Consider the following 21,079-nt stretch of genomic DNA (forward strand, 5'->3'; position numbering starts at 1 on the left):
TATATCCCGTTAGTTAAAAGAACAAATGATTATAAATATCCCCGAAAACTCGGATTTTTCAATTTACAACATCCCTTTTGGGATATTTTCCACATTGGATGGAAGCCCTCGTGCCGGCGTAGCTGTTGGTGAATATATTCTGGATTTGGCCGCAACGGCCCAATTGAATGTCTTTGATTTTGATACGGCGGTATTTGAAAAAGAGACGTTGAACGATTTTATATCCCTGGGAAAAGAAATCACTAAAAAAGTAAGAAGGGACGTCCAGACGTGGCTTCAAGACGAAAATTCTGTTTTGGCAGGAAAACCAGGGCTTTTTATAAAGCAGTCCGAAGCTCAAATGCATCTACCTGTCCGTATAGGGGATTATACCGATTTTTATTCCAGTATAGAGCATGCCACCAATGTTGGCAAGATGTTCCGTGATCCGGAAAATGCGTTATTGCCCAATTGGAAACATATTCCGGTAGGGTATCACGGTCGTGCAAGCTCCATTGCGGTCAGTGGGGAACCTATTCACAGGCCTAAAGGGCAGACCATTCCCAACGGAGCCGATAAACCGGTTTTTGGCCCTACGCAACGGTTGGATTTTGAACTGGAAATGGGGTTTGTTACAGGTAAGAACACGGCCCTGGGCGAGTCTATCGCTACCGATGGAGCAGAAGATTATATTTTTGGGTTGGTCTTGTTCAATGATTGGTCCGCACGTGATATCCAAAAATGGGAATATGTACCGTTGGGGCCTTTTTTGGCCAAAAACTTCGCATCGCATATCTCACCATGGATCGTTACGCTCGAAGCCCTGGAACCCTTTAAAGTACCTGGCCCTTCCCAAGAACCGGAAGTATTGCCCTATCTTAAATATCATGGGAATAAAAACTATGATGTAAATTTAGAGGTTGCCATTACACCCGAGGGAAGTGGTGAGCAAACGGTTTGCCGTTCAAACTTTAAATATATGTACTGGAATATGGCACAGCAACTGGCACATCATACCGTTAATGGCTGTAACATTAATATTGGCGATCTTTATGGTTCGGGAACAATTTCCGGCAAGGATGAAGGCTCGTACGGTTCTATGTTGGAATTGGCGTGGATGGGGACCAAACCCTTGAAAATGAAAGATGGTTCCGAACGCAAGTTTATTTTGGATGGTGATACCGTTATTATGAGAGGTTATGCCAAAAAGGATGGAAAACGCGTCGGTTTTGGTGAGGTGAGTGCAAAAGTATTGCCGGCGATCAAATAAACTCTTTTTCCAGTTTAAGGAAAGTCATTAAGAGAACAGATGATAAGAACTATAGATCCCAATGCGATTTCCCAACCTGATCTGCACGGTATTTTACTGACCGCCGTTGCACCCAGGCCCATATGTTTTGCGAGTACGATCGATGCCAGGGGTAATGTAAACCTGAGTCCGTTCAGTTATTTCAACGTATTTAGTTCGAATCCCCCGGTCCTTATATTTTCCCCGGCACGTAGCGGTAGGGACAATACGTTGAAACATTCGCATGAAAATGTTAAAGAAGTACCCCAAGTAGTTATCAATATTGTCAACCATCCCATGGTGGAACAAATGTCGTTGGCAAGTACGGCCTATGATAAAGGAGTGAACGAGTTCGTCAAATCAGGTTTTACACAAGTGAAAAGTGAAAAAGTAAAACCGCCTAGAGTTGGGGAGGCACCGGTTGCTTTTGAGTGTTCGGTAACACAAGTTATAGAACTGGCCGAAACCCCTGGTGCCGGAAATTTGATTTTGGCCAAAGTGGAACTTATACATATCAATGAAGATTATTTGACCAATGAAAAACTGGATACCCAAAAACTAGACCTGATCGGTAGAATGGGCGGTAGCTGGTACACAAGATCTAGCGGGGATTCTTTATTTGAAATTCCTAAGCCCATAAGAACAAAAGGCATTGGGGTAGATGCCCTGCCAGCGCCGATACGGGATAGTGAGGTCTTATCCGGTAACAATTTGGGGAGGTTGGGCAATCTTGAAAAATTTCCGACCAAGGCGGAAATAGATGAGGTCCATGCTATGGAAGAAGTAACAAAACTTTATAAAGATTTTGACGGAGACAAAAATGAACGCTCCAGAAAGGTTCACCAATTGGCCAAGTCCTGGCTAAAGGCCAATAGAACAAGAGAAGCATTGGCACTACTGTTTAAGCTTGCGGAATAGACCACAAAAGTCTTTTCAAAATAGGAAAGGCTATGGTCTTTACGGATAAAAATTCAATCAATTATAATTTCGTCCGCAAACACCCAGGAAGGTAAGCCGGCGGCATGATGCCAATAAGGGGTCTCGGTATTATTGGCCTTTACTTTAACGTATTGTGCCATAGTGGGTTTAAAATCAATATTGAAATAAACAATATCATTTACTTTACTCTTTTTTTCTAAAGGGAAAGGGTTTTTTACGGATCCAAGCGGCGTAAAATTTATACCGTCCGATGATTTAAAGTATTCCACTATAGAAGGGAGGAAAACTACATGATTGGTCACCTGTAAAAAGGCCATGGAGATGCTCTTGATCTGCTGAGGTTTGTCCAAATCAACAATAACTTCCATATCGTTTCCTTCGTACCCCAACCAGTTGGCATAAAAACTACTTCCGCCAAGTGCTCCATCGGTCAATACCAATGGGTCTTCATCAGCATATTTTTTAGGTCGGGTAACAGAAATAACTTTCTTGTTCTTTGCCTTATTGGGTTTTTTTGCGGTTTCTATGGCGGACAGATAATTAGACCTGTATTCGCTTACCGTAAAGCCCATTTCATTCATTAAGGTAATCTTGTTTTTGGTCGTTGTGTTAATGAAATTATCCAATGTGACAGCGATCAATGGATTGGGGATGTCCCTGTTGTTGTCTTTAACCATTAAACGGTAGGTATCGGATACATTTTTTCTGCTGGCTTCTAAAATAGCATAGTCGATACTAAGGCGTGCCATTTTTATCCGGTTCAATATTTCCGGTTTATGGCCCACTATTTTTTCCGCCCGATCAAAAATTTCTGAATATTCGGTTAACAGTTCGGGGTTTAGGTAAGATGAAAAGGCCTCTGAAGGATCTCCGTAAAGAAATAGAAAAAAATCATTGTCTTCTTTGATTTTTGCATGTATAAGTTCAATATATTCTTTTATAAAAGGCCCAGCTTCATGGTAGTACCCATTAGTGAACTCGGTCAATAGGGCATCAAGATCCAAATCTGGATTCCATAGTAATTTGGCGGTGATATAGGAGCGTAATTCAAAAAGTTCACTGGGATTACGACTGTGCTGTTCAAAAACCCATTTGGCATTGTTCTTGCGAAACAATTGAATATTGGGCTGTAATGTATGGATATTGGGGAATGGGGCCAAAAAATTAGTGAATTGGGTGGTATAGTCCCAAATGCGGATATTGTCCGTGAGTTTTCCCCAGCCTTCTAGGTCGGCGGCGAAATCGGTACATTTTTTGGCAACTGGGGCACTTCGGTCGCATTCTATGGAACACAATGTAATCAATACATTTTTTGCCGGACGAATTTTAGGAGGTTTACGGGTATGTTGATAGGCCAGGGTAGAAATAGTTTTATCCGGAAAAGCGTTGGCTACCTTGTTTACAAAGTGGATCATGGTGCCGGACGGACTTCCTTCCTTTGTGTCTATTTTGTGGCAGTTATCGCATTGGCAATATTGTTGATTGTCATCTTGGCTTACCGAAATTACAGATGCTTCCGGATGCCTTTTAAACAAGGTGGAAACGGAATCCTTTACAATTTGCAGAACGGTTTCATTGGTAAGGCATAATTGCGTAGGCAGTCTTTTGCCTTCCCTTAAGGCATAATATTCCGGATGTGGCACATAGAATTTTTCTTCGGGCAGAAACTTATGGAACGTATGGACCCTTGCCTCTTTTACATATAGGGGAAAAGCGTTATGGGTGACCTTCTGTTGATCGGCAAATTCGGGGTTTTCATAAAAAAGCTTGGAATGTACCGTTCTGGTCGTAATCTCAGGAGTGTAGCTATACGCTATGGGGTCTAAGGAAATTGATTTTTTGAATGGAATTGCTTCAACTTCCGGAGCATACCATTTACAATCCAGATAGTTCTCTAAAAATTCATATACCCCATTTCTGGTCGCACTGTTGGATCCACCGTTGATAAACAAATTTAGGTTTTTGGTTCTGATGGCTATTTGATCGGGCAGAAGCTCTTCTTTTGTAGTTCCCAAATAAATCTTTTGTTTTTCTGCATTTTGGGAATCTTCAGCTACAACATCTATATGCGCCCCACTTATTTTATATAAATAATACTGAAGTTTTTCTGCAGACTCATATTGGCTTGCGCTGGCATGGCCGTTGCACACAATTTCATAATTGGATTCCCCATTTTCAGCTAGTTTTATCTTTTGGTCGGAACAGGAAACACCGAAAATAATTCCAAAGCACAGTGTTAGTATTGCATTTTTTTTCATCCGATGGTGCTTACTTGGTTTGTTTTTTAATTGGTGTTCATACCCCTAGATTTCACTGATCGATATTTCCGTCGGTATCAATTTTTTATGGAGGCATCGAATATGGACTTTAAAAGACTGCTCTTTTCTTTGGTATCGTTCCCCAGTTCCCAAAACATGATTCCACCTAATTTTTTGTTGCGGGCATACGTCGTTTTTAGGCGTACGGAAACGGTGTCGTCATAGCTAATAAAAATACTGTCTTTTGCGCTATATAAGTATGGAGCCTTGGCAACTGGATCCCAATACCTTTTATAGTTGGCATTCTTTTCAAATTCATTTCTTATCTGATGATATGCGCTCCACCCGATGTGTGTTCCGGAATTAGGCTGGTACAATCCGTTGTCTTGCGGGGGAACACCTTTCCATGCCCTACCGTAAAAAGCGGCACCAATGACAATTTGTTGGGGATCTACCCCGTTAGCGATGCAAAAATCCACAATTTTTTCCGCCGACCGGGGTTCATAAGTATAGCCTCTCTTTTTCATTTCCTCTTTTCTGCTATTGATATATGCCATGGCGGGAGTATCTTTTATATCCTCTTCCTCTATTCGTCCTAAAGCCGTATGGTGTCCTGTAAATGGTGAAGTAGATCCAATTTGATCATAGGTCATAACATTCATGTAATCCACATATTTCATAACTTCCTTAATCTCCACGTTTTTGTAATACCGTTTCCATCCGGCAGAGGCAAAGGTTAGGGTTTGTTTACGCTTTAAGGTATTCAGCCCCTCCCGTAGTTCCTTCATCAACAATGTGAAATTTTGTTTGTCTTCCGGGCGGGCCCCTGTTCCCGCTGCCGGTATGGCCGGATATTCCCAATCGATATCAAGACCGTCCAATTCGTATTCTTTGTTAAAGTCAACCACGCTTTCAACAAATTTCCGGCGATTTTCAGCAGTATGGGCCATGTCCGAAAAACCGTCTGCACCCCACCCACCGCAGGCAATCATAACTTTTAGATTGGGATGTAGTTTTCTTTGGGCCACTAATTGGCGAAGTTTCTTCCCTGTTTCCTCATTCCTGAATTTCATTTCACCATCAATTACATTGGTGAAAGAAAAAATAATATGTGTTAATTGGTGCAGGGGAATTTTTTCCGGATGGTAATCCCTTTCGGGAACATAATAAGCCATGACCATGATCGATGGTTCTTTTTTCTCCCCATATTCGTTATATGAAAACAAAAATGAAGAAGTCAGAAAAATAATTAGGATCGAAAAGGAGTATAATTTAAATGGTCGCATCGGAAGTAATTTTACTAAGAAAAATAAATATTTGGAGAATATATTTGGAATCTATTAGACGGAAAACATAATATGGAGCATAAACAACGATAATTATCTAGATTCCTTAAGGATTGATTTTGTATGTTCGATTATTTTTTCTGCCTTTTTGGAGCGGACAATGGATATGTTATTTTTTTGTCGATCTGAAAATGCTTATTTTCCGAAATCCATAAAATATGTTGTGGATGTTAAATGGATAGTTAAAAATGTCATCGGAGAAAGAACATTCGATAAAAGATGATTTATGGGCCAAATTTGTAAATGGTGAAAAAACGGCATTTACTTCTATATATAACCAATATGTGGATGCGCTTTTTGCCTATGGTTCAAAATTGTCCTTGGATACCGAGCTTGTAAAAGATTGCATACAAGATATTTTTATAGAACTTTATACGCGTAGAAGGCAGCTTTCAGAACCTAGGGTCATTAAATACTATTTGTTCAAGATGCTTAAGAATGGTATTTTAAAAAAACTAAAAAAAGAAAGAAGGACCAGTAGTATATCTGAACTTAATGATTCATTTTTTTTTGCTGAATACAATGTTGAGAACAAGACCATAGACCTGGAAATAGATGACAACAAGAGAAGACTTATTTCAAAGACCCTAAAATCATTGACCGATAAACAACAGGAAATCTTATACCTAAGATTTACCATGGAGTTTGATTATCGAGAAATATCCGAAATTATTGGAATTGATCATAATTCTGTTCGAAAACAGGTGTACAGGGCCATAAAAAAACTTCGTGAAAGTGATGCTTTTAAAAATAACATCAATATCATCCTGTTTTATTCTTCTATTTATTGAACTCGTTTAAACTTTTTCGATTGGCTAAAAAATTGCCCTTTTGCACCCTGACCTTGTCATTTTTTTCCTTTTGTAGCACGGCTACGCAACTCAAAAATACCTTCGACAGGGCAAAAAAACCTAATTTTCGCCATAACCCAAAAAATTTAAACCGGCCCATTAAAAAAAATAAAAGTCTACTAATCAGTGCTTTATATTGTTTTTGAGAGGTTTTGATGCGTTTTTTTAAAAAAAAGTTAAAAAAAAGTGTCCACAACATTAATTTTTTATTCCCTACTAAGATATAAATGCGCAATTGTATCAAGTGAAAATATATTCAAAGTATCTAGAAGATGAGACTTTTATAAAATGGGTGTTGGGCACAGCTGCCGAGAAAGACATTTCCCATTGGAACACCTACTTAAAAAAACATCCTAAGGAAAGAAATATCATTATGTCCTTAAGGGATGTTATCCTGACCTTGAGGACACAGGATAAAAAGTTGACGGTTGAAGAGAAGCAATACATTTTAGGGACTTTGCTTGATAAAGTGGATGAATCGCATAAACCTAAAGTTATTGGTCTGTGGAGAAAACCACTCAAATATGCAGCGATTTTCATTGTTGCTTTAGGTCTGGGTGCATTTTATTATGTATCTCAAATAGGACAAAACGAACATAAAGTTTTTGAAGGTCTGGTAGAAGTTCCCTTAGGGGAAGTTTCCGAAACCCAGTTGGTCTTGAGCACGGGAGAACAGGTTGTCGTGAATGCTCAAAAATCAGCTATTCAATATACCCGTTCGGGAGAGGTCATTATTAATGAGAAAGATACATTAAATAACGACGAGGTTAAAAAGCCGAAAACAGAGCTTTTAAACAGGTTAGTGGTTCCTTATGGTAAAATAAGCAATATTACATTGTCTGACGGTACGGTGGTATATGTAAACGCAGGTAGTGTATTGCTATTTCCCGAAAAATTTGATCTTGATAAAAATGGTGAACGGATAGTGTATTTGACCGGGGAGGCCTTTTTTGAAGTAGCTTCTAATAAGGAAAACCCTTTTGTGGTAAAAACCAGGGAAGAAAACTTATCGATAAAAGCGGTCGGCACAAAATTTAATGTATCGGCTTATCCTACGGATCGTGATATCATGACCGTATTAACAGAGGGAGAGGTCCATGTTTCTGAAACAAAAAGTGTGTTTAATAAAAGTGTTACAAAAATGGAACCTGGTCAATTGGCCTCATGGAACGAAGAAGGAGAAGGCGTAAAACTGGAAACAGTGAATACGGATGATTATACACTTTGGACACTTGGATTGCTTCGCTTTGAAAGTAAATTGTTCATGAATGTCACCAAAAAGCTGGAGCGCTATTATAACATAGAAATAGATTTTGATTCATCACCTTCCATGCAGGTATATATTAGTGGAAAACTGGATTTAAATGATGAATTGGAGGAAACGCTGCGAAATCTGGCCATGGCCACCAACAATAATGTCGAATTTCAAAAAATAAATGAAAAAAAATATCGTGTCATCAAATAGCAAAACATAACCAAAAAAAACCGTCAGGAGTGTCTTACGGATAATAAATTTAATTAACCAATCTAACATTTATGAGAAAAACCAAACATTATATGGTCGTTTATTCGACCATAGTGACTAAATTATTGGCTATTATGAAGTGTCTTAGCCTTATTTTGTTAGTTTTTGCATGTTATTCTTTTACAAGTTCCTATGCACAGAACACCAAACTAAAATTGGATTTAAAGCAGGCTTCTTTAATCCAGATTATTGAGGAAATAGAACGACAAAGCGATTTTCTTTTTATTTATAATGACGAGGTATTGCCCGAATTGAACAAGGTAGTGGGCGATGTTGTGATGAACAATGTTAAAATAGTCAAAATACTTAATGAAGTCGTTGATAAAGAAAACCTGAAATACGTTATAAAAGGGCGTCAGGTAATTATGCGGAAAAGTACTAGGAGATCCCGAAAAAAAACAACCACTCCTGTTGTCGATGTACAAGAGATGGAAATTAAGGGAACCGTGACCGCAGCCGATGATGGTGCTCCCTTGCCTGGAGCCAATGTAATAAAGGTAGGGACCGACCAGGGAACACAAACGGATTTTGATGGTAACTATACCATTAACGCCGAGAAAGGGGACGTTCTACAATTCTCCTATATTGGATTTAAAGTAACGGAAGTTACCGTGGGTGATTCTGAGATAATCAATGTAACTCTTCAGGAGGATTCAGAGTCGTTGGACGAAGTGGTCGTTGTCGGTTTTGGTACGCAGAAAAAGGAAAGTGTGGTTGGGGCAATGAGTTCTATAAAACCTGCTGAGCTTAAGATACCTTCCAGTAATTTGACCTCCGCCTTGGCAGGAAGGATTTCTGGGGTAATTGGTTACCAAAGAAGTGGAGAGCCCGGAGCTGATAACGCACAATTTTTTATACGGGGAGTAACCACCTTTGCATCCCAGGCAGTACCCTTGATTTTAATTGATGGGGTAGAGTTGACCGCAGATGATTTGGCAAGATTGAATCCAGACGATATTGAGAGTTTTGCGGTACTTAAAGATGCTACGGCTACCGCAGTGTATGGGGCCCGTGGAGCCAACGGGATTATCTATGTGACCACAAAACAAGGGGTTACCGGTAAGGCCAGGGTATCCTTGCGTATAGAAAATTCTTTTAGCCAAAATACTCAGGTGCCGGAATTGACCGATCCCATTACTTATATGCGTTTGGCCAATGAAGCTGTTATCACTAGGACGCCCAATAGAAGGGTACCGTTCAGTGAGGAGCAGATATTGAGTACCCAAAGGGGCATTAATTCTAATGTTTTTCCGGTAACCGACTGGCAGAACGAACTCATTAAAAAAACCGCCGTCAACCAAAGAATGAACATGAACGTTACCGGTGGGGGCGAGGTGGCCCAGTATTATATCGCAGCCTCCTTTAATAAAGACAATGGGATACTTAGGGAGGACTCCCGCAATAATGTGGACAATAACATTAATTTGAAACGCTACCTCTTGCGGTCCAACATTACCATAAACCTGTCAGAAACCACCAAGGCCATTGTACGTTTGCACGGCACTTTGGACGAGTTTAGGGGGCCTTCCATTTCCGGTACCAATGTGTTCGGTAGAACACTGCGTACTAGTCCAGTGCGTTTCCCCGCAGTTTACGATCCGGATGAGGCTAGTGTTAATTCGCCCAATATATTGTTCGGTAACCAACGAACTACCACTGGCGATCTGTTTTTAAACCCTTATGCCGAATTGGTGAGCGGGACCTCGGAAACTAGCCGGTCCCTCAATCTGATTCAATTTGAACTGAAACAGGACTTGAGCTCCATAACACCAGGCCTTAAGGCACGTTTTCTTGGGAACAACAACCGTACCTCTTTTTATCGTTTAGTACGAATATCCACCCCCTTCTTTTATAATGCCGAATTGTTCAATTTCGATCGGTTAAACAATACCTATATTCTTTCTGACCTGAATTCCGATGGTAGTAGGGCCTTGAGGTTTGATCGAGATCAATCGGAAACTACCGTGAACAACGTATTGTATGGAGAATTGGCCTTCAATTACGATCGCACTTTTAACGAAAAGCATACCATCAGTGGCTTGTTGGTAGGTATTGCCCGTGAACTGAACGACGGTAATGCAGATGATGTCGAATCTGCCTTGCCCAGCAGGAACCTAGGATTTTCCGGTAGGTTTACCTATGATTATGACAGCAGGTATTTTGTGGAGTTTAACTTTGGGTATAATGGATCGGAGCGTTTTGCCAGCAGGGAACGTTTCGGCTTCTTCCCCTCAGTAGGTGCCGGTTGGTTGGTGTCCGATGAGCCCTTTTTCGAAAAAGCCCCAGACTTTATCTCCCGCTTAAAGTTCAGAGCTTCTTATGGTCTGGTGGGTAATGATGCCATTGGTAATAGGGACGACCGCTTTTTTTACCGTTCCAGGGTAAACCTCAATGACCCAAGCAGGGGCTATGTTTTTGGAGGAGGCACTATTCCAGGAGTATCCATTAGCCGCTATGGCAACGAGTTGATTACCTGGGAAGTAGGTAAAAAATTCAATGCGGGTATGGAACTCAACCTGTTCAATGATGCCGTACAAATCAGGGCCGATTATTTTTCTGAAGTCCGGGAAGATATCTTACAGACCCGTGTGACCCCTACCAGTCTGGGTCTTCAGGCGGCGAACCGAGCCAATGTGGGTACTGCCTTTTCACGAGGGGTCGACGCCTCGGTTGAGTTGAACAAATCCTTTAGCAACGATCTTTGGGTAACCGGTAGGGCCAATTTCACCTACTCCAAGGCCAATATACGTTTTGTGGAAGAGCCTGATTTTGCCCAGGTCGGGGCACCTCACAGATCCGCCATCGGAGCCGTGATCGGACAACGCTTCGGTTATATAGCCGAGCGGTTGTTCATCGATGAGGCAGATATTGCCAGTTCGCCCATTCAGAATTTCGGAATTAATGCAGAACCTTTGCCAGGGGATATCAAGTACAGGGATGTAGATGGCGATGGTGAAATAACCAACTTGGACCAAGTACCGTTGGGGAACCCGATAGTGCCTCAGATTACATATGGTTTCGGGCTATCGGCCGGATACAAAAACTTCGATATTTCCGCCTTTTTCCAGGGTAATGCCAAGGTATCCCTCTTTATAGATCCGGTCCAAACCGCCCCCTTTGTTACCAGAGTTGAGGATTTTACCAGTTCCTTCAGCTTTTTGGGAGGAGGTAACACCTTGTCCACCGAATCTACTATTTTAAAGGCTTATGCCGATGACCACTGGTCCTTGGACAACAGAAACCCCTATGCCCTGTACCCTAGGTTGTCGAATAGAGTCGAGCCCAACAACGTACAACGTAGTAGTTGGTGGTTGCGCGATGCTTCCTTTTTACGCCTAAAACAGGTAGAGGTGGGTTATACCTTTAGGGAGCTTTCTGAAAAACTAGGTATGGGTACTGTACGCTTATATGCCACCGGTACTAATTTGTTCTTATTGTCCCGCTTTAAATTATGGGATCCCGAGGTGGGTAGTAACGATCCCGATCAGGAAAACGGGGGGAACGGCTTTGGATATCCTTTACAGCGAGTCATTAACCTAGGTTTGCAATTAAATTTTTAAAAAAAGATTGAAATGAAAAAAACATTCAAAATTATTGCGTTATCCGTTATAGCATCACTACCGACATTGTCCTGTAGCGACTTCTTGGATATCGTGCCAGATAATGTGCCTACCGTGGAAATCGGTTTCGAGAACCGGTCAACGGCCCGAAACTTTCTGGCCACGGCCTATAGCTATTTACCATTTGTAGCATCTTCCGGTGCTAATCCAGCTGTTTTTGGAGGTGATGAACTATGGTTGAACCCTGGCGTATTACAAGATCTTTCCGGAACATTTCCCGGTATTGACATTGCGCTCGGTCAACAGTCCGTAAGCAATACCCGATTAAGCCTTATAGATGGCCCTTTTAGTCTGTTTGTTGGCCTTAGGGATTGCAATCTGTTCATCGACAATATCAACAAAACCTTCGATGTCACTGAGGCTGAAAAAAGGCGTTGGGCCGCCGAGGTCAAAACCCTTAAAGCCTATTATCACTTTTTACTGTTCAGGATGTACGGCCCTATGCCCATCATTCGGGAAAACCTTCCGGTAGGGGTGGATTCCGATCAAATTGCCATTGAGCGGGAACCCGTGGACGATATGGTGGAATACATCGTAGATTTGATCGATGAGGCCTTACCAGAGCTAAGAGAGTCCAATTCGGGCCTTGAAGAAGAAAGGGGCAGGATTACAAAACCCATTGCCGCTGCCATAAAGGCCAAGATTTTAGTAACCGCTGCCAGTCCGCTATTCAATGGTAATATCGATTATGCTGGTTTTGTGGACAGTCAGGGCAGGGAGTTTATCAATTCTACTTTCGACGCTGCCAAGTGGGATCGGGCTGCCGAAGCATGTAAAGAAGCTGTTGCAATGGCCGAAGCCGATAATAACCTTTTGTATGTATACCCTACTAGTATAGTTAATCAGAAAAACATTTCTGACTTTACCGTACAGGAATTGTCCATAAGAGGGGCACTTACAGAACCCTTTGATAATTTTGAAATGATTTGGCCGGCCACAGGGCGTAACTTCGGTTCTTTTGAGCAAAGCTCGGCCATGGCCAAAATGGAAGATTTAACCGGTAATATCACAGCCTTTGCTTTTGGCGCGATTCAATCATACAAATCCCCAACCTTGCGTATTGCCGAAATGTTCTATTCCGAAAACGGAGTACCGATCGATGAGGACGTAAATTACGATTATGCCGATCGTTTTAGCTTGCAAACTTCCGGATTGGAATCTGCACGCGTAATCAGATTCGGTTCCCAAACCGCTAAACTGCATTTTAACAGGGAGCCCCGTTTTTATGCATCATTGGGTTTCGATAACAGTATATGGTACGGTCACAGTATTTTCAGTGACGATGAGGGCTTAAATTTCGTAAGCGAACTAAAAGGAGGGCAAACCGGAGGTATACAGTTGAGTAGCATAAACTATTCCGCTACCGGCTATTTAGCCAAAAAACTGGTGCATTTTGAAAGCCGGGGCATCTCCAGTGAGGGAAGTCCTAGGTTCCAGGCCACTAGCTACCCTTGGCCCCTCATGCGTTTGGCAGACTTATATTTGCTAACGGCGGAAGCCCTAAACGAGTCTAAAGCAGCTCCGGATGGTGAGATATATGATTTGGTTGATAGAGTAAGGCAAAGAGCCGGTCTTGATGGAGTGGTCAGTTCATGGGCATCCCATTCCTCCAATCCTTCCAAACCTTTGGAAAAAGATGGTATGCGTGATATCATCCACCAGGAGCGTATGATCGAGCTGGTATTCGAAGGACATCGTTTTTGGGATTTAAGGCGTTGGAAAAGGGCCGAGGAATTCATGAATGGTAAATTTATCAGGGGATGGAATATTACCTCTGGAACCGATGAAGGTTTTTATACGGTACAAAATTTGTTCCCACAAACCTTCTCCGAACGCGATTACCTATGGCCTATAGGCTTGAACAATATTTTGAACAATCCCAATTTGGTGCAAAACCCAAAGTGGTAATTAAAAGGATAAATTAAAACACCATAACTATGAAGAAAATTCTATCAAGAGCATTAAGTATGCTCATGGTTTGTGCTTTAGTGTTGCTGTTTTCTTGTGAAGAAGAGGCAAAAGGATCATTAACATCGGATGGGGTTGCCCCAGATGCCGTATCGGATGTTCAGATAACCCCAATAGCAGGAGGAGCACGGGTTTCATACAAATTACCTGCCCAGGATGATGTATTGTTCGTAAGGGCGGATTATGTTCTCCCTAGCGGGGAAACTACTTCGTTGAACGCCTCTCTTTATGTCAATGAGATCGATATATTGGGTTTTATTGATACCGAGAAGGAAGTGACCGCATCGCTTACAGTAGTAGATCAAGGTGGAAATGAGTCCAGCCCTGTCCAAGTCAGTTTTATGCCCTTGGAACCCCCGGTGACGGGAGTGGCCCAGAACTTGGAGATATTGCCCGATTTTGGAGGGATTCGCCTCAAAATATCAAATCCTACCGAAGCGCGACTCACCTTTACCACCTATACCTTTGACGAAAACAATGAACCGTTGTTGCTCGGCTCCAATGTGTTGATCGACGAAGTACCACTGGATCCCATATTTTTTAGGGGTTTTGATCCCGAGCCACGTGATTTTGAGGTAAGGGTAACCGATCGTTGGAATAACGAACAGGTGGTTCAGAATACGGTAACCCCCATTGAGGAGGTGTTGATACCTAAGGAAGGATTCTCACACTTTCCCCTGCCCCACGATGCACCCCTTAGGGGTGGTGGGACCCATCCACTGAGTAATATGTTCGATGATAATTTGGGAACTTTTGGTTGGACACTGGATCAAGTGGCCAATACGGTAGGTTTTGATCCCAACCCACTGCCCGAATACACCAATCCCTTCAACCCGGGCAATGTAACCGCACACTTAATGACCTTTGATATGGGAGAATCGGCCATATTGAGTAGGTTCGTTTACCATAACCTGCGCCCCTGGCATGGATATAGCTCGGTTACCTGGAGGTTGATCGATATTTGGGTTACCAATGAGGAGCCCAATGCCGAGGGTACCCTGGAAGGTTGGACCAAAGTGGTGGAGGATCACGAGTTTCTGGAACCCGATGATCATGTTCCGGCCGTTGATAACCCCAGAATTCACGAAGAAGGCTTAGAAGTATTGTTGCCTCCTGTACAAGCGCGGTACATCAGGATAGCCTTAAAAAGGAATTATCTTGCTATTTTAACCTCGTTGGCTACGGAAATAGAGGTTTATGGAACCATTGTAGAATAATTTAAAAGAAAGATATGATACCTAAATATGTATATAGATCGTTTGCGGCCTTACTTCTCTTGGTCGGGTTGATCGCTGTTTCGTGTAGTGATGAGAGTATAGATACGTTTGACCGGTTTTTGAACGTCGAGGATGTGTCTGTTGTGGGCAAGATCAACGGAATAACAGGTAGTGTGGCCGGAAACCGCAGGGTGGAATTCAAAGTGGCCATATCGGCCGATCCACGGATTACAAAAGGTCAGGTGACCTGGGTAGATAACAGTGGGGAAGAGAAAGTCCATGAATATGACATACAGCGTAACAAAGATGGTTTAGATACCCTCTTGGTGGCCGTGCCCGATGTTGACGAAGGCTTTAGGAGATTCCGGTTCATTATGATCGACGGTGCGGGTAGACAGTCATCCGCCGTGCAATTCGGAAGAGAAGTTTATGGCCCGGGATACGAAAGCAACCTTGTCGCCAGAAGGCCCGAAACTATCGAAGCCTTTGAAATTGCTACTGGCGATTCGCTTGCCATTAGATGGAGTACCTTGCCCACGGTATTGGAAACCGTAATGAGGTATACCGACCTGGATGGTATTGAGCAACAAATCACTTTTGATAAGTTGGATAAAGAAACCAATCTAGAGAATTATGACATAACCAAACCTTACACGTTGGTTTCTCAATTTTTGCCGGAACCCGATGCTTTGGACACCTTTACCAGTCCGGTTTTAGAAGGGTTTTTCCCGACGCCCATAGTGGTGTTGGATAAAAGCCTTTGGAGCAAGGTGGACCTACCCAACGATCTCCCACTGGTGGCAGGTAGTCCCGGTAACACTGTTGACAAGCTTTGGGACGGCGATCGAAATTCAAGATTGATCGTTGAAGGAAATCCTGCGGATAACCCACCAGAAGGCTTTTCGTTTCCCCCGTACCATTTTACATTCGATATAGGTGCTGTAACCCAAGTAACGAAACTGGATGGTGTTGGTTTTCTACCTTTCGATAGGATTACCCCAGGGCAGTATCAAATATGGGCCATTGACGATCTAACGGATGCCGAGACCACTATTGACCTGCAAGATTTAAGTATGCTTACCGACGAGGAAAAGGCCGATCCGGACGCCGTGGCTGCCCAGTTGGCGCAAAATTTAGCCGATTGGCAAGAGGAATCCACTGAAAAAGGATGGACCTTGATCGTAAATGATAATTCGACCAATAGAAGGGACTGGTCCGAGGTAATCGTGGACAGTGGAAAATACCGTTATTTCAGGTGGGTTACCATAAGGGCCCACGATCCTATTGCCAATGGTGCTACGGCTTGGAATGAGATTACACTCCATGGATTTAGGCCACAATAATAAAGAAGTAGTCAATATTTTAATAGTATAGTTTTTAATTAATGAAAAGACCGTCTAAGTATTTTTTAGACGGTCTTTTGTTATGGATAGAAAGGCTTGATTTTATGGGGTTATGCTCAAATTTGATTGAAACCATACACATTATTTATAATGATTTGGCTTTTCTCTTTTTATGGAAATTATGTGCTCGGATAAAAAAATAAATGTAAAAAAAACAATAATTCCATGTTAATTAATCTAAATATTTTAATTTGGCAGCTTTACGCTTTAAGAAAATCAAAATATTATGAGTACAAGCTTTGAATTTTGGGACTATTTTATTTTTGCCGCATACGGTGTATTGATTTTAGGTGTAGGCCTATGGGTGTCCAGGGATAAGGAAGGGCATCAAAAAAATGCGGAAGATTATTTTTTGGCAAGTAAATCCCTGCCATGGTGGGCAATAGGTGCTTCATTGATCGCTGCCAATATATCTGCAGAGCAATTTATAGGAATGTCGGGTTCCGGTTTCGCCGTGGGACTTGCCATTGCTTCGTATGAATGGATGGCCGCACTTACATTGATCATCGTTGGAAAATATTTTCTTCCCATTTTTATTGAAAAAGGACTGTATACAATTCCTGAATTTGTAGAAAAAAGATATTCCACTAATCTTAAGACCATTTTGGCCGTTTTCTGGATAGCCCTTTATGTGTTCGTTAATTTAGCATCCGTACTTTATTTAGGCTCCCTGGCTTTGGAGACCATTATGGGAATCCCAATGATATATGGTGTTGTTGGATTGGCGTTGTTCGCAGCTGCCTATTCATTGTATGGAGGGCTCTCGGCCGTAGCGTGGACAGATGTAATCCAGGTTGTTTTTCTGGTCTTGGGAGGTCTGGTCACAACGTATTTGGCCTTGAATGCCGTATCTGGAGATCAGGGGATTATAGCAGGATTGACTACGGTGTATGAAGCGGTTCCGGAAAAATTTGCGATGATTTTAGATAAATCCAATCCAGAATACAAGAACTTGCCCGGCTTAGGGGTATTGGTGGGTGGCCTGTGGGTCGCCAATTTATATTATTGGGGATTCAATCAATACATTATCCAAAGAACACTGGCGGCCAAATCGTTAAGGGAATCCCAGAAAGGTATTTTGTTGGCAGCCGTTCTAAAATTAATAATTCCTGTAATTGTAGTTGTTCCGGGGATTGCGGCCTATGTTATGGTCAATGACCCTGAAATTTTAGCAAGTTTTGGAGATGCCGGGCTTCAGAACCTACCCTCTACTGAACAAGCAGACAGGGCTTATCCATGGCTATTGCAATTTTTGCCCACGGGACTTAAAGGAGTGGCCTTCGCTGCCTTGGCGGCTGCCATAATATCATCACTTGCATCAATGCTGAACTCTACGTCCACGATTTTCACCATGGATATCTATAAACAATATATCAATAAAAACGCAAGCGATAAAAAAACGGTGAATGTAGGAAGGACCTCTGCTGCGATCGCCCTCATAATTGCCTGTATAATGGCCCCTTTATTGGGTGGGATCGATCAGGCATTCCAATTTATCCAGGAATATACAGGAATCGTAAGTCCGGGAATTTTGGCTATATTTTTACTGGGATTGTTCTGGAAGAAGTCTACGAATAAGGCTGCTATTATTGGAGCCTTAACATCTATTCCTATTGCCATGTATTTTAAAATTGCTCCAAAGGGATGGTCTTCCAACGGATTTTTTGTCGATGTTCCCTTTTTAGATCAAATGGGTTACACAACATTACTGACCATGTTGGTCATTATTGTGTTCAGTTTGATCCAGAATAAGGGCAAAGAAGATGAAAAGGGTATTGTATTGAGCAAAGATTTATTTAAGACAAGCCCTATATTTAACATCGGTGCTTTTGCGGTAATGATTATATTGGTCGCTTTGTATGCCCTCTTTTGGAAATAACGGTGTGGGATTTATAGATTGCTTTTGATTTGTTATTTTAGGAAATCGTATCCTGGGAGAATCGTAATTTTATAAAAAGAACTTTTTTACAGATGGGTTTTTCCGATTCTATTTGAATTGTTTTTGGGTTGCATTTTTCTTTATTCTAAATTATAGGATGTTTTTAAATAGCGGATTACCTGTTGCATTTCGTCATCGGAAAGTGGTCTTTCAAAAATAAGGAAGCGTGCAATTTCCCCATCAAATGATTCCTTGCCCGGATGGTTGATGGCATCCCTTTCCTGACCTATGCTCATTTTAGAGGCATTGGATTGGGGGTTGACCATAATGTTCCCTTTTGCCACGGGAGTATCATTATTTACAAAAAGTTCCATGGTAACTTCACCGGTACCCGGTTCCATCCGGCCCATGACCAGATAATATTTCCCTTCCTCAAGGGGTTCGGGAGCATCCACCAAAGGATTATGCGTATTCCATCTTCCCGGTCCCAGGGCGTTCCGTACTCCTAACCAAGGACGGTTGTCATCGGTAAATCCGCCCCAAAACCCTTCGTAATGGCCTTTTTTCTCTACATTGCTATTCCGAAGATTGCCAAAAAAGGAATTCACACCGGGCAAATCGGGCACTTGCTGATATACGCTCATCACAGAAAACCAGGTATGTCCGCTGCCATTAATCAAATGGTCAAAGGCATCTTCATGGTCATTGAGCAATTCCTGTCTGTGAAAAACGATGGCATTATGTCCATTGAGTTTAGGAATATTAAGCTTGAGTCTCGGTCTCCCAGAGCCGGCCACTTCCCTGCCTTCGTCTCGTTTAACAAAATCTTTGATGGCATTATCGACCTGATTGCGCCAAGTGTGTACCTTGTTACCTTCTTCTATTTCCACATCATAATCGGCGTTCAAATCCAAAAGAAGGCCATCAATGGCAGGCATTTTGACTAAAACGCCATTGGCTGCCCAACGAATCCCTCCTTCAACCAGTTTCTGAAAATGGGCATTGGCATAGATTTCCTCCGTATGCCCCAGAGATGTAAAAAACGAACGTCCTCCATCATAGTGTTGGTACCAGGTAAAGGGATGGTCTCCTCCCATTTTTCGTTCTCCTTCATAAGAGGTTTCATCCAATGAAATCAGTACATTGACATTTTTACGTGGGTTATGGGAAAACCTATGGTATTCATCGGTTACATACCATTCCTCTTCCAGATGTTGGGTACTTATATGGGATTGGTCCTCGACGACCAATCGGGCTTTTTGCACTTTGGGATGGTCTACAAGACGGGTACCTATAAGACCCTCATACCATTGCTGAAAGCCATCCCCTTCTTGCCAGATGGCCCCTGCACAGTGAATCCCCACAAAGCCACCTCCGTTGCGGATGTAGTGCTGTAGGGCTCGTTGTTGTTGCTCTGAAAATATGCGCCCATCGGTTCCACAGTTGTTGTTAAAGACCACAACATCGAATGCCTCTAGGGTTTTTGGTCTTAGCATGGCGGTATCTGCGGTCGATACTACATACCATTTGTTTTGCCTACCCAAGTTCTCTATCATGGCAAGGGCTTCGTCTTTGGAGTCGTGTTCAAATCCATTATCAGCCTGAAAGTTGAGTACCCGTATGGATTGGGCAAGAACCATTTTCGGCAGGATGATGGCAATTATTAATACTATTTTTAAGTACTTCATCGATTCTTATGTGTTTATTTTTCTACTTCTGCATAACGATAGGTAGGCGTGGGTCTTCCCGGGCTCAGGTGTTTCAGTTCAATGGTATCAAATAAAATATGGTGGTCGGCATAGGCATCCACAATATCGTCCACGATTTCCTTTAACAACCTGGGAGGGGCTTCTGCCCTGATGTTCACTACCAATCGGGCCGATGCCTCGCTAAAGGGTGTTCCCTGAACGCTTATTTCCCGGTCGGTACCGGTCAGGTTGGCATTGAGGTGCGATGGACCACCTTTAAGGAAGGTCTTTAGATGGCCTATGGCGATTTTTTCATGTTGAAATACCTGTTGGAGCAATTGCAGGAATTTTAGGTTGAACTCGGCCCAGGGAATCAACAACCTTTTGGAATGGGACACCATAAACGTGGCATTGTACCACCCCATGAGGGCTTCCCCTTCTGCATACAGGTCATAATCAACTTCGGCCAAACGAATCCCGACCTTAGGGTCTTCGTTCAAGGCTGTTATCCATTCGTTAATGCCCTCTTCTTTAAAAGCGGACAGATAATGAACAGGGTAATCGGGGAACCTTTTTTGCAATAGTTCCTTTATTTCGATTTGAAGTGCATCGTCCATCAAGTCGGTCTTGTTGATGACCAAATGGTCGGCTTCTTGGAGTTGTTTGAGATAAATATATCCGGAACCCTCGTCCGTTTTGCCATCTGTATTTAGATATTCTTTTAAGCGAAACGGGTCGACCAAAACGGACAAAGGCACCAATTCAAAATATTGCTTGTGGTAGGATTTGATGGGTTGCATTAATGTAGCGGACAGGTCGGTACAACTGCCCACGGGCTCTGCGACAATACTATCGCATTGGGCGGTATCCCTCAAATAAAGGGCCGCTTCCATAAGTCCATCGAAATTGCAGCAAAAACAACTTCCTGCAATTTCCTGTACTTCGGTATCATCGGTAGAGAGAATATGGGTATCCACTAACCCTTTGGCCTGGTCATTGGTAATGAGCCCCACCTTTTCCCCCCGGGATTGCAACAACTTTGCGGTTGCTCCCAATAAGGTGGTCTTACCGGCCCCTAAAAAGCCACCGACGAATATTAGCTTGGTTTTTTGCATATA

General features: G+C 42.4%; 13 protein-coding genes. 9 read left to right on the plus strand and 4 right to left on the minus strand.

Features of this window, described 5'->3' with window-relative positions:
• The first annotated feature begins 25 nt into the window (after positions 1-25).
• Complete coding sequence (gene fahA / locus ACKWB9_RS14995; RefSeq protein WP_414003831.1) at positions 26-1,249, plus strand: fumarylacetoacetase; 1,224 nt, start codon at positions 26-28, stop codon at positions 1,247-1,249.
• A gap of 39 nt (positions 1,250-1,288) precedes the next feature.
• A complete protein-coding gene (locus ACKWB9_RS15000; protein ID WP_414003832.1) occupies positions 1,289-2,185 on the plus strand; it encodes a flavin reductase family protein in 897 nt (298 codons plus the stop codon).
• A 53-nt stretch (positions 2,186-2,238) separates the two neighbouring features.
• Here ACKWB9_RS15000 and ACKWB9_RS15005 read toward each other — a convergent pair whose 3' ends face one another.
• Positions 2,239-4,464 carry a DUF4838 domain-containing protein gene (locus tag ACKWB9_RS15005; protein ID WP_414003833.1) on the minus strand — a complete coding sequence of 742 codons (2,226 nt, stop codon included), beginning with the start codon at positions 4,462-4,464 and terminating at the stop codon, positions 2,239-2,241.
• 77 nt (positions 4,465-4,541) lie between these two features.
• Positions 4,542-5,750, minus strand: a complete 1,209-nt coding sequence (locus ACKWB9_RS15010; protein WP_414003834.1) for a glycoside hydrolase family 18 protein — start codon at positions 5,748-5,750, stop codon at positions 4,542-4,544.
• A 248-nt stretch (positions 5,751-5,998) separates the two neighbouring features.
• On the opposite strand from ACKWB9_RS15010, the gene ACKWB9_RS15015 reads away from it, so the two are divergent.
• The 7 genes from ACKWB9_RS15015 (at position 5,999) to ACKWB9_RS15045 (ending at position 18,273) form a co-directional block, all read left to right on the plus strand.
• A complete protein-coding gene (locus ACKWB9_RS15015; protein ID WP_414003835.1) occupies positions 5,999-6,601 on the plus strand; it encodes an RNA polymerase sigma factor in 603 nt (200 codons plus the stop codon).
• A 304-nt stretch (positions 6,602-6,905) separates the two neighbouring features.
• Positions 6,906-8,126 carry a FecR family protein gene (locus ACKWB9_RS15020; RefSeq protein WP_414003836.1) on the plus strand — a complete coding sequence of 407 codons (1,221 nt, stop codon included), beginning with the start codon at positions 6,906-6,908 and terminating at the stop codon, positions 8,124-8,126.
• Between the two features lie 71 nt (positions 8,127-8,197).
• Positions 8,198-11,746, plus strand: coding sequence for a SusC/RagA family TonB-linked outer membrane protein (locus tag ACKWB9_RS15025; RefSeq protein ID WP_414003837.1), 3,549 nt, complete (start codon positions 8,198-8,200; stop codon positions 11,744-11,746).
• Between the two features lie 12 nt (positions 11,747-11,758).
• The gene (locus ACKWB9_RS15030) at positions 11,759-13,714 is read left to right on the plus strand and encodes a RagB/SusD family nutrient uptake outer membrane protein (protein ID WP_414003838.1); all 1,956 of its coding nucleotides are present in this window, start codon (positions 11,759-11,761) and stop codon (positions 13,712-13,714) included.
• Positions 13,715-13,743: 29 nt separating this feature from the next.
• On the plus strand, positions 13,744-14,991 hold the full coding sequence (locus ACKWB9_RS15035; RefSeq protein WP_414003839.1) for a DUF4959 domain-containing protein: 1,248 nt from the start codon (positions 13,744-13,746) through the stop codon (positions 14,989-14,991).
• Between the two features lie 14 nt (positions 14,992-15,005).
• The gene (locus tag ACKWB9_RS15040) at positions 15,006-16,334 is read left to right on the plus strand and encodes a DUF4998 domain-containing protein (RefSeq protein ID WP_414003840.1); all 1,329 of its coding nucleotides are present in this window, start codon (positions 15,006-15,008) and stop codon (positions 16,332-16,334) included.
• A 286-nt stretch (positions 16,335-16,620) separates the two neighbouring features.
• Positions 16,621-18,273, plus strand: a complete 1,653-nt coding sequence (locus ACKWB9_RS15045; protein ID WP_414003841.1) for a sodium/sugar symporter — start codon at positions 16,621-16,623, stop codon at positions 18,271-18,273.
• A gap of 140 nt (positions 18,274-18,413) precedes the next feature.
• On the opposite strand, the gene ACKWB9_RS15050 is transcribed toward ACKWB9_RS15045, so the two are convergent.
• Both ACKWB9_RS15050 and ACKWB9_RS15055 read right to left on the minus strand, forming a co-directional pair.
• Complete coding sequence (locus tag ACKWB9_RS15050) at positions 18,414-19,961, minus strand: ThuA domain-containing protein (protein WP_414003842.1); 1,548 nt, start codon at positions 19,959-19,961, stop codon at positions 18,414-18,416.
• A gap of 14 nt (positions 19,962-19,975) precedes the next feature.
• Positions 19,976-21,076, minus strand: a complete 1,101-nt coding sequence (locus ACKWB9_RS15055) for a GTP-binding protein (RefSeq protein WP_414003843.1) — start codon at positions 21,074-21,076, stop codon at positions 19,976-19,978.
• Positions 21,077-21,079: the final 3 nt, after the last annotated feature.

The sequence above is a fragment of the Maribacter spongiae genome (genome assembly GCF_047345125.1).
GTDB lineage: Bacteria > Bacteroidota > Bacteroidia > Flavobacteriales > Flavobacteriaceae > Maribacter.

Bases quoted from the DNA above. Each gene is read 5' to 3' on its own strand.
- fahA (WP_414003831.1), top strand. From the start codon at position 26: ATGATTATAAATATCCCCGAAAACTCGGATTTTTCAATTTACAACATC.
- ACKWB9_RS15030 (WP_414003838.1), top strand. From the start codon at position 11,759: ATGAAAAAAACATTCAAAATTATTGCGTTATCCGTTATAGCATCACTA.
- ACKWB9_RS15015 (WP_414003835.1), top strand. From the start codon at position 5,999: ATGTCATCGGAGAAAGAACATTCGATAAAAGATGATTTATGGGCCAAA.
- ACKWB9_RS15040 (WP_414003840.1), top strand. From the start codon at position 15,006: ATGATACCTAAATATGTATATAGATCGTTTGCGGCCTTACTTCTCTTG.
- ACKWB9_RS15050 (WP_414003842.1), bottom strand. From the start codon at position 19,961: ATGAAGTACTTAAAAATAGTATTAATAATTGCCATCATCCTGCCGAAA.
- ACKWB9_RS15035 (WP_414003839.1), top strand. From the start codon at position 13,744: ATGAAGAAAATTCTATCAAGAGCATTAAGTATGCTCATGGTTTGTGCT.
- ACKWB9_RS15055 (WP_414003843.1), bottom strand. From the start codon at position 21,076: ATGCAAAAAACCAAGCTAATATTCGTCGGTGGCTTTTTAGGGGCCGGT.
- ACKWB9_RS15010 (WP_414003834.1), bottom strand. From the start codon at position 5,750: ATGCGACCATTTAAATTATACTCCTTTTCGATCCTAATTATTTTTCTG.
- ACKWB9_RS15025 (WP_414003837.1), top strand. From the start codon at position 8,198: ATGAGAAAAACCAAACATTATATGGTCGTTTATTCGACCATAGTGACT.
- ACKWB9_RS15000 (WP_414003832.1), top strand. From the start codon at position 1,289: ATGATAAGAACTATAGATCCCAATGCGATTTCCCAACCTGATCTGCAC.
- ACKWB9_RS15005 (WP_414003833.1), bottom strand. From the start codon at position 4,464: ATGAAAAAAAATGCAATACTAACACTGTGCTTTGGAATTATTTTCGGT.
- ACKWB9_RS15045 (WP_414003841.1), top strand. From the start codon at position 16,621: ATGAGTACAAGCTTTGAATTTTGGGACTATTTTATTTTTGCCGCATAC.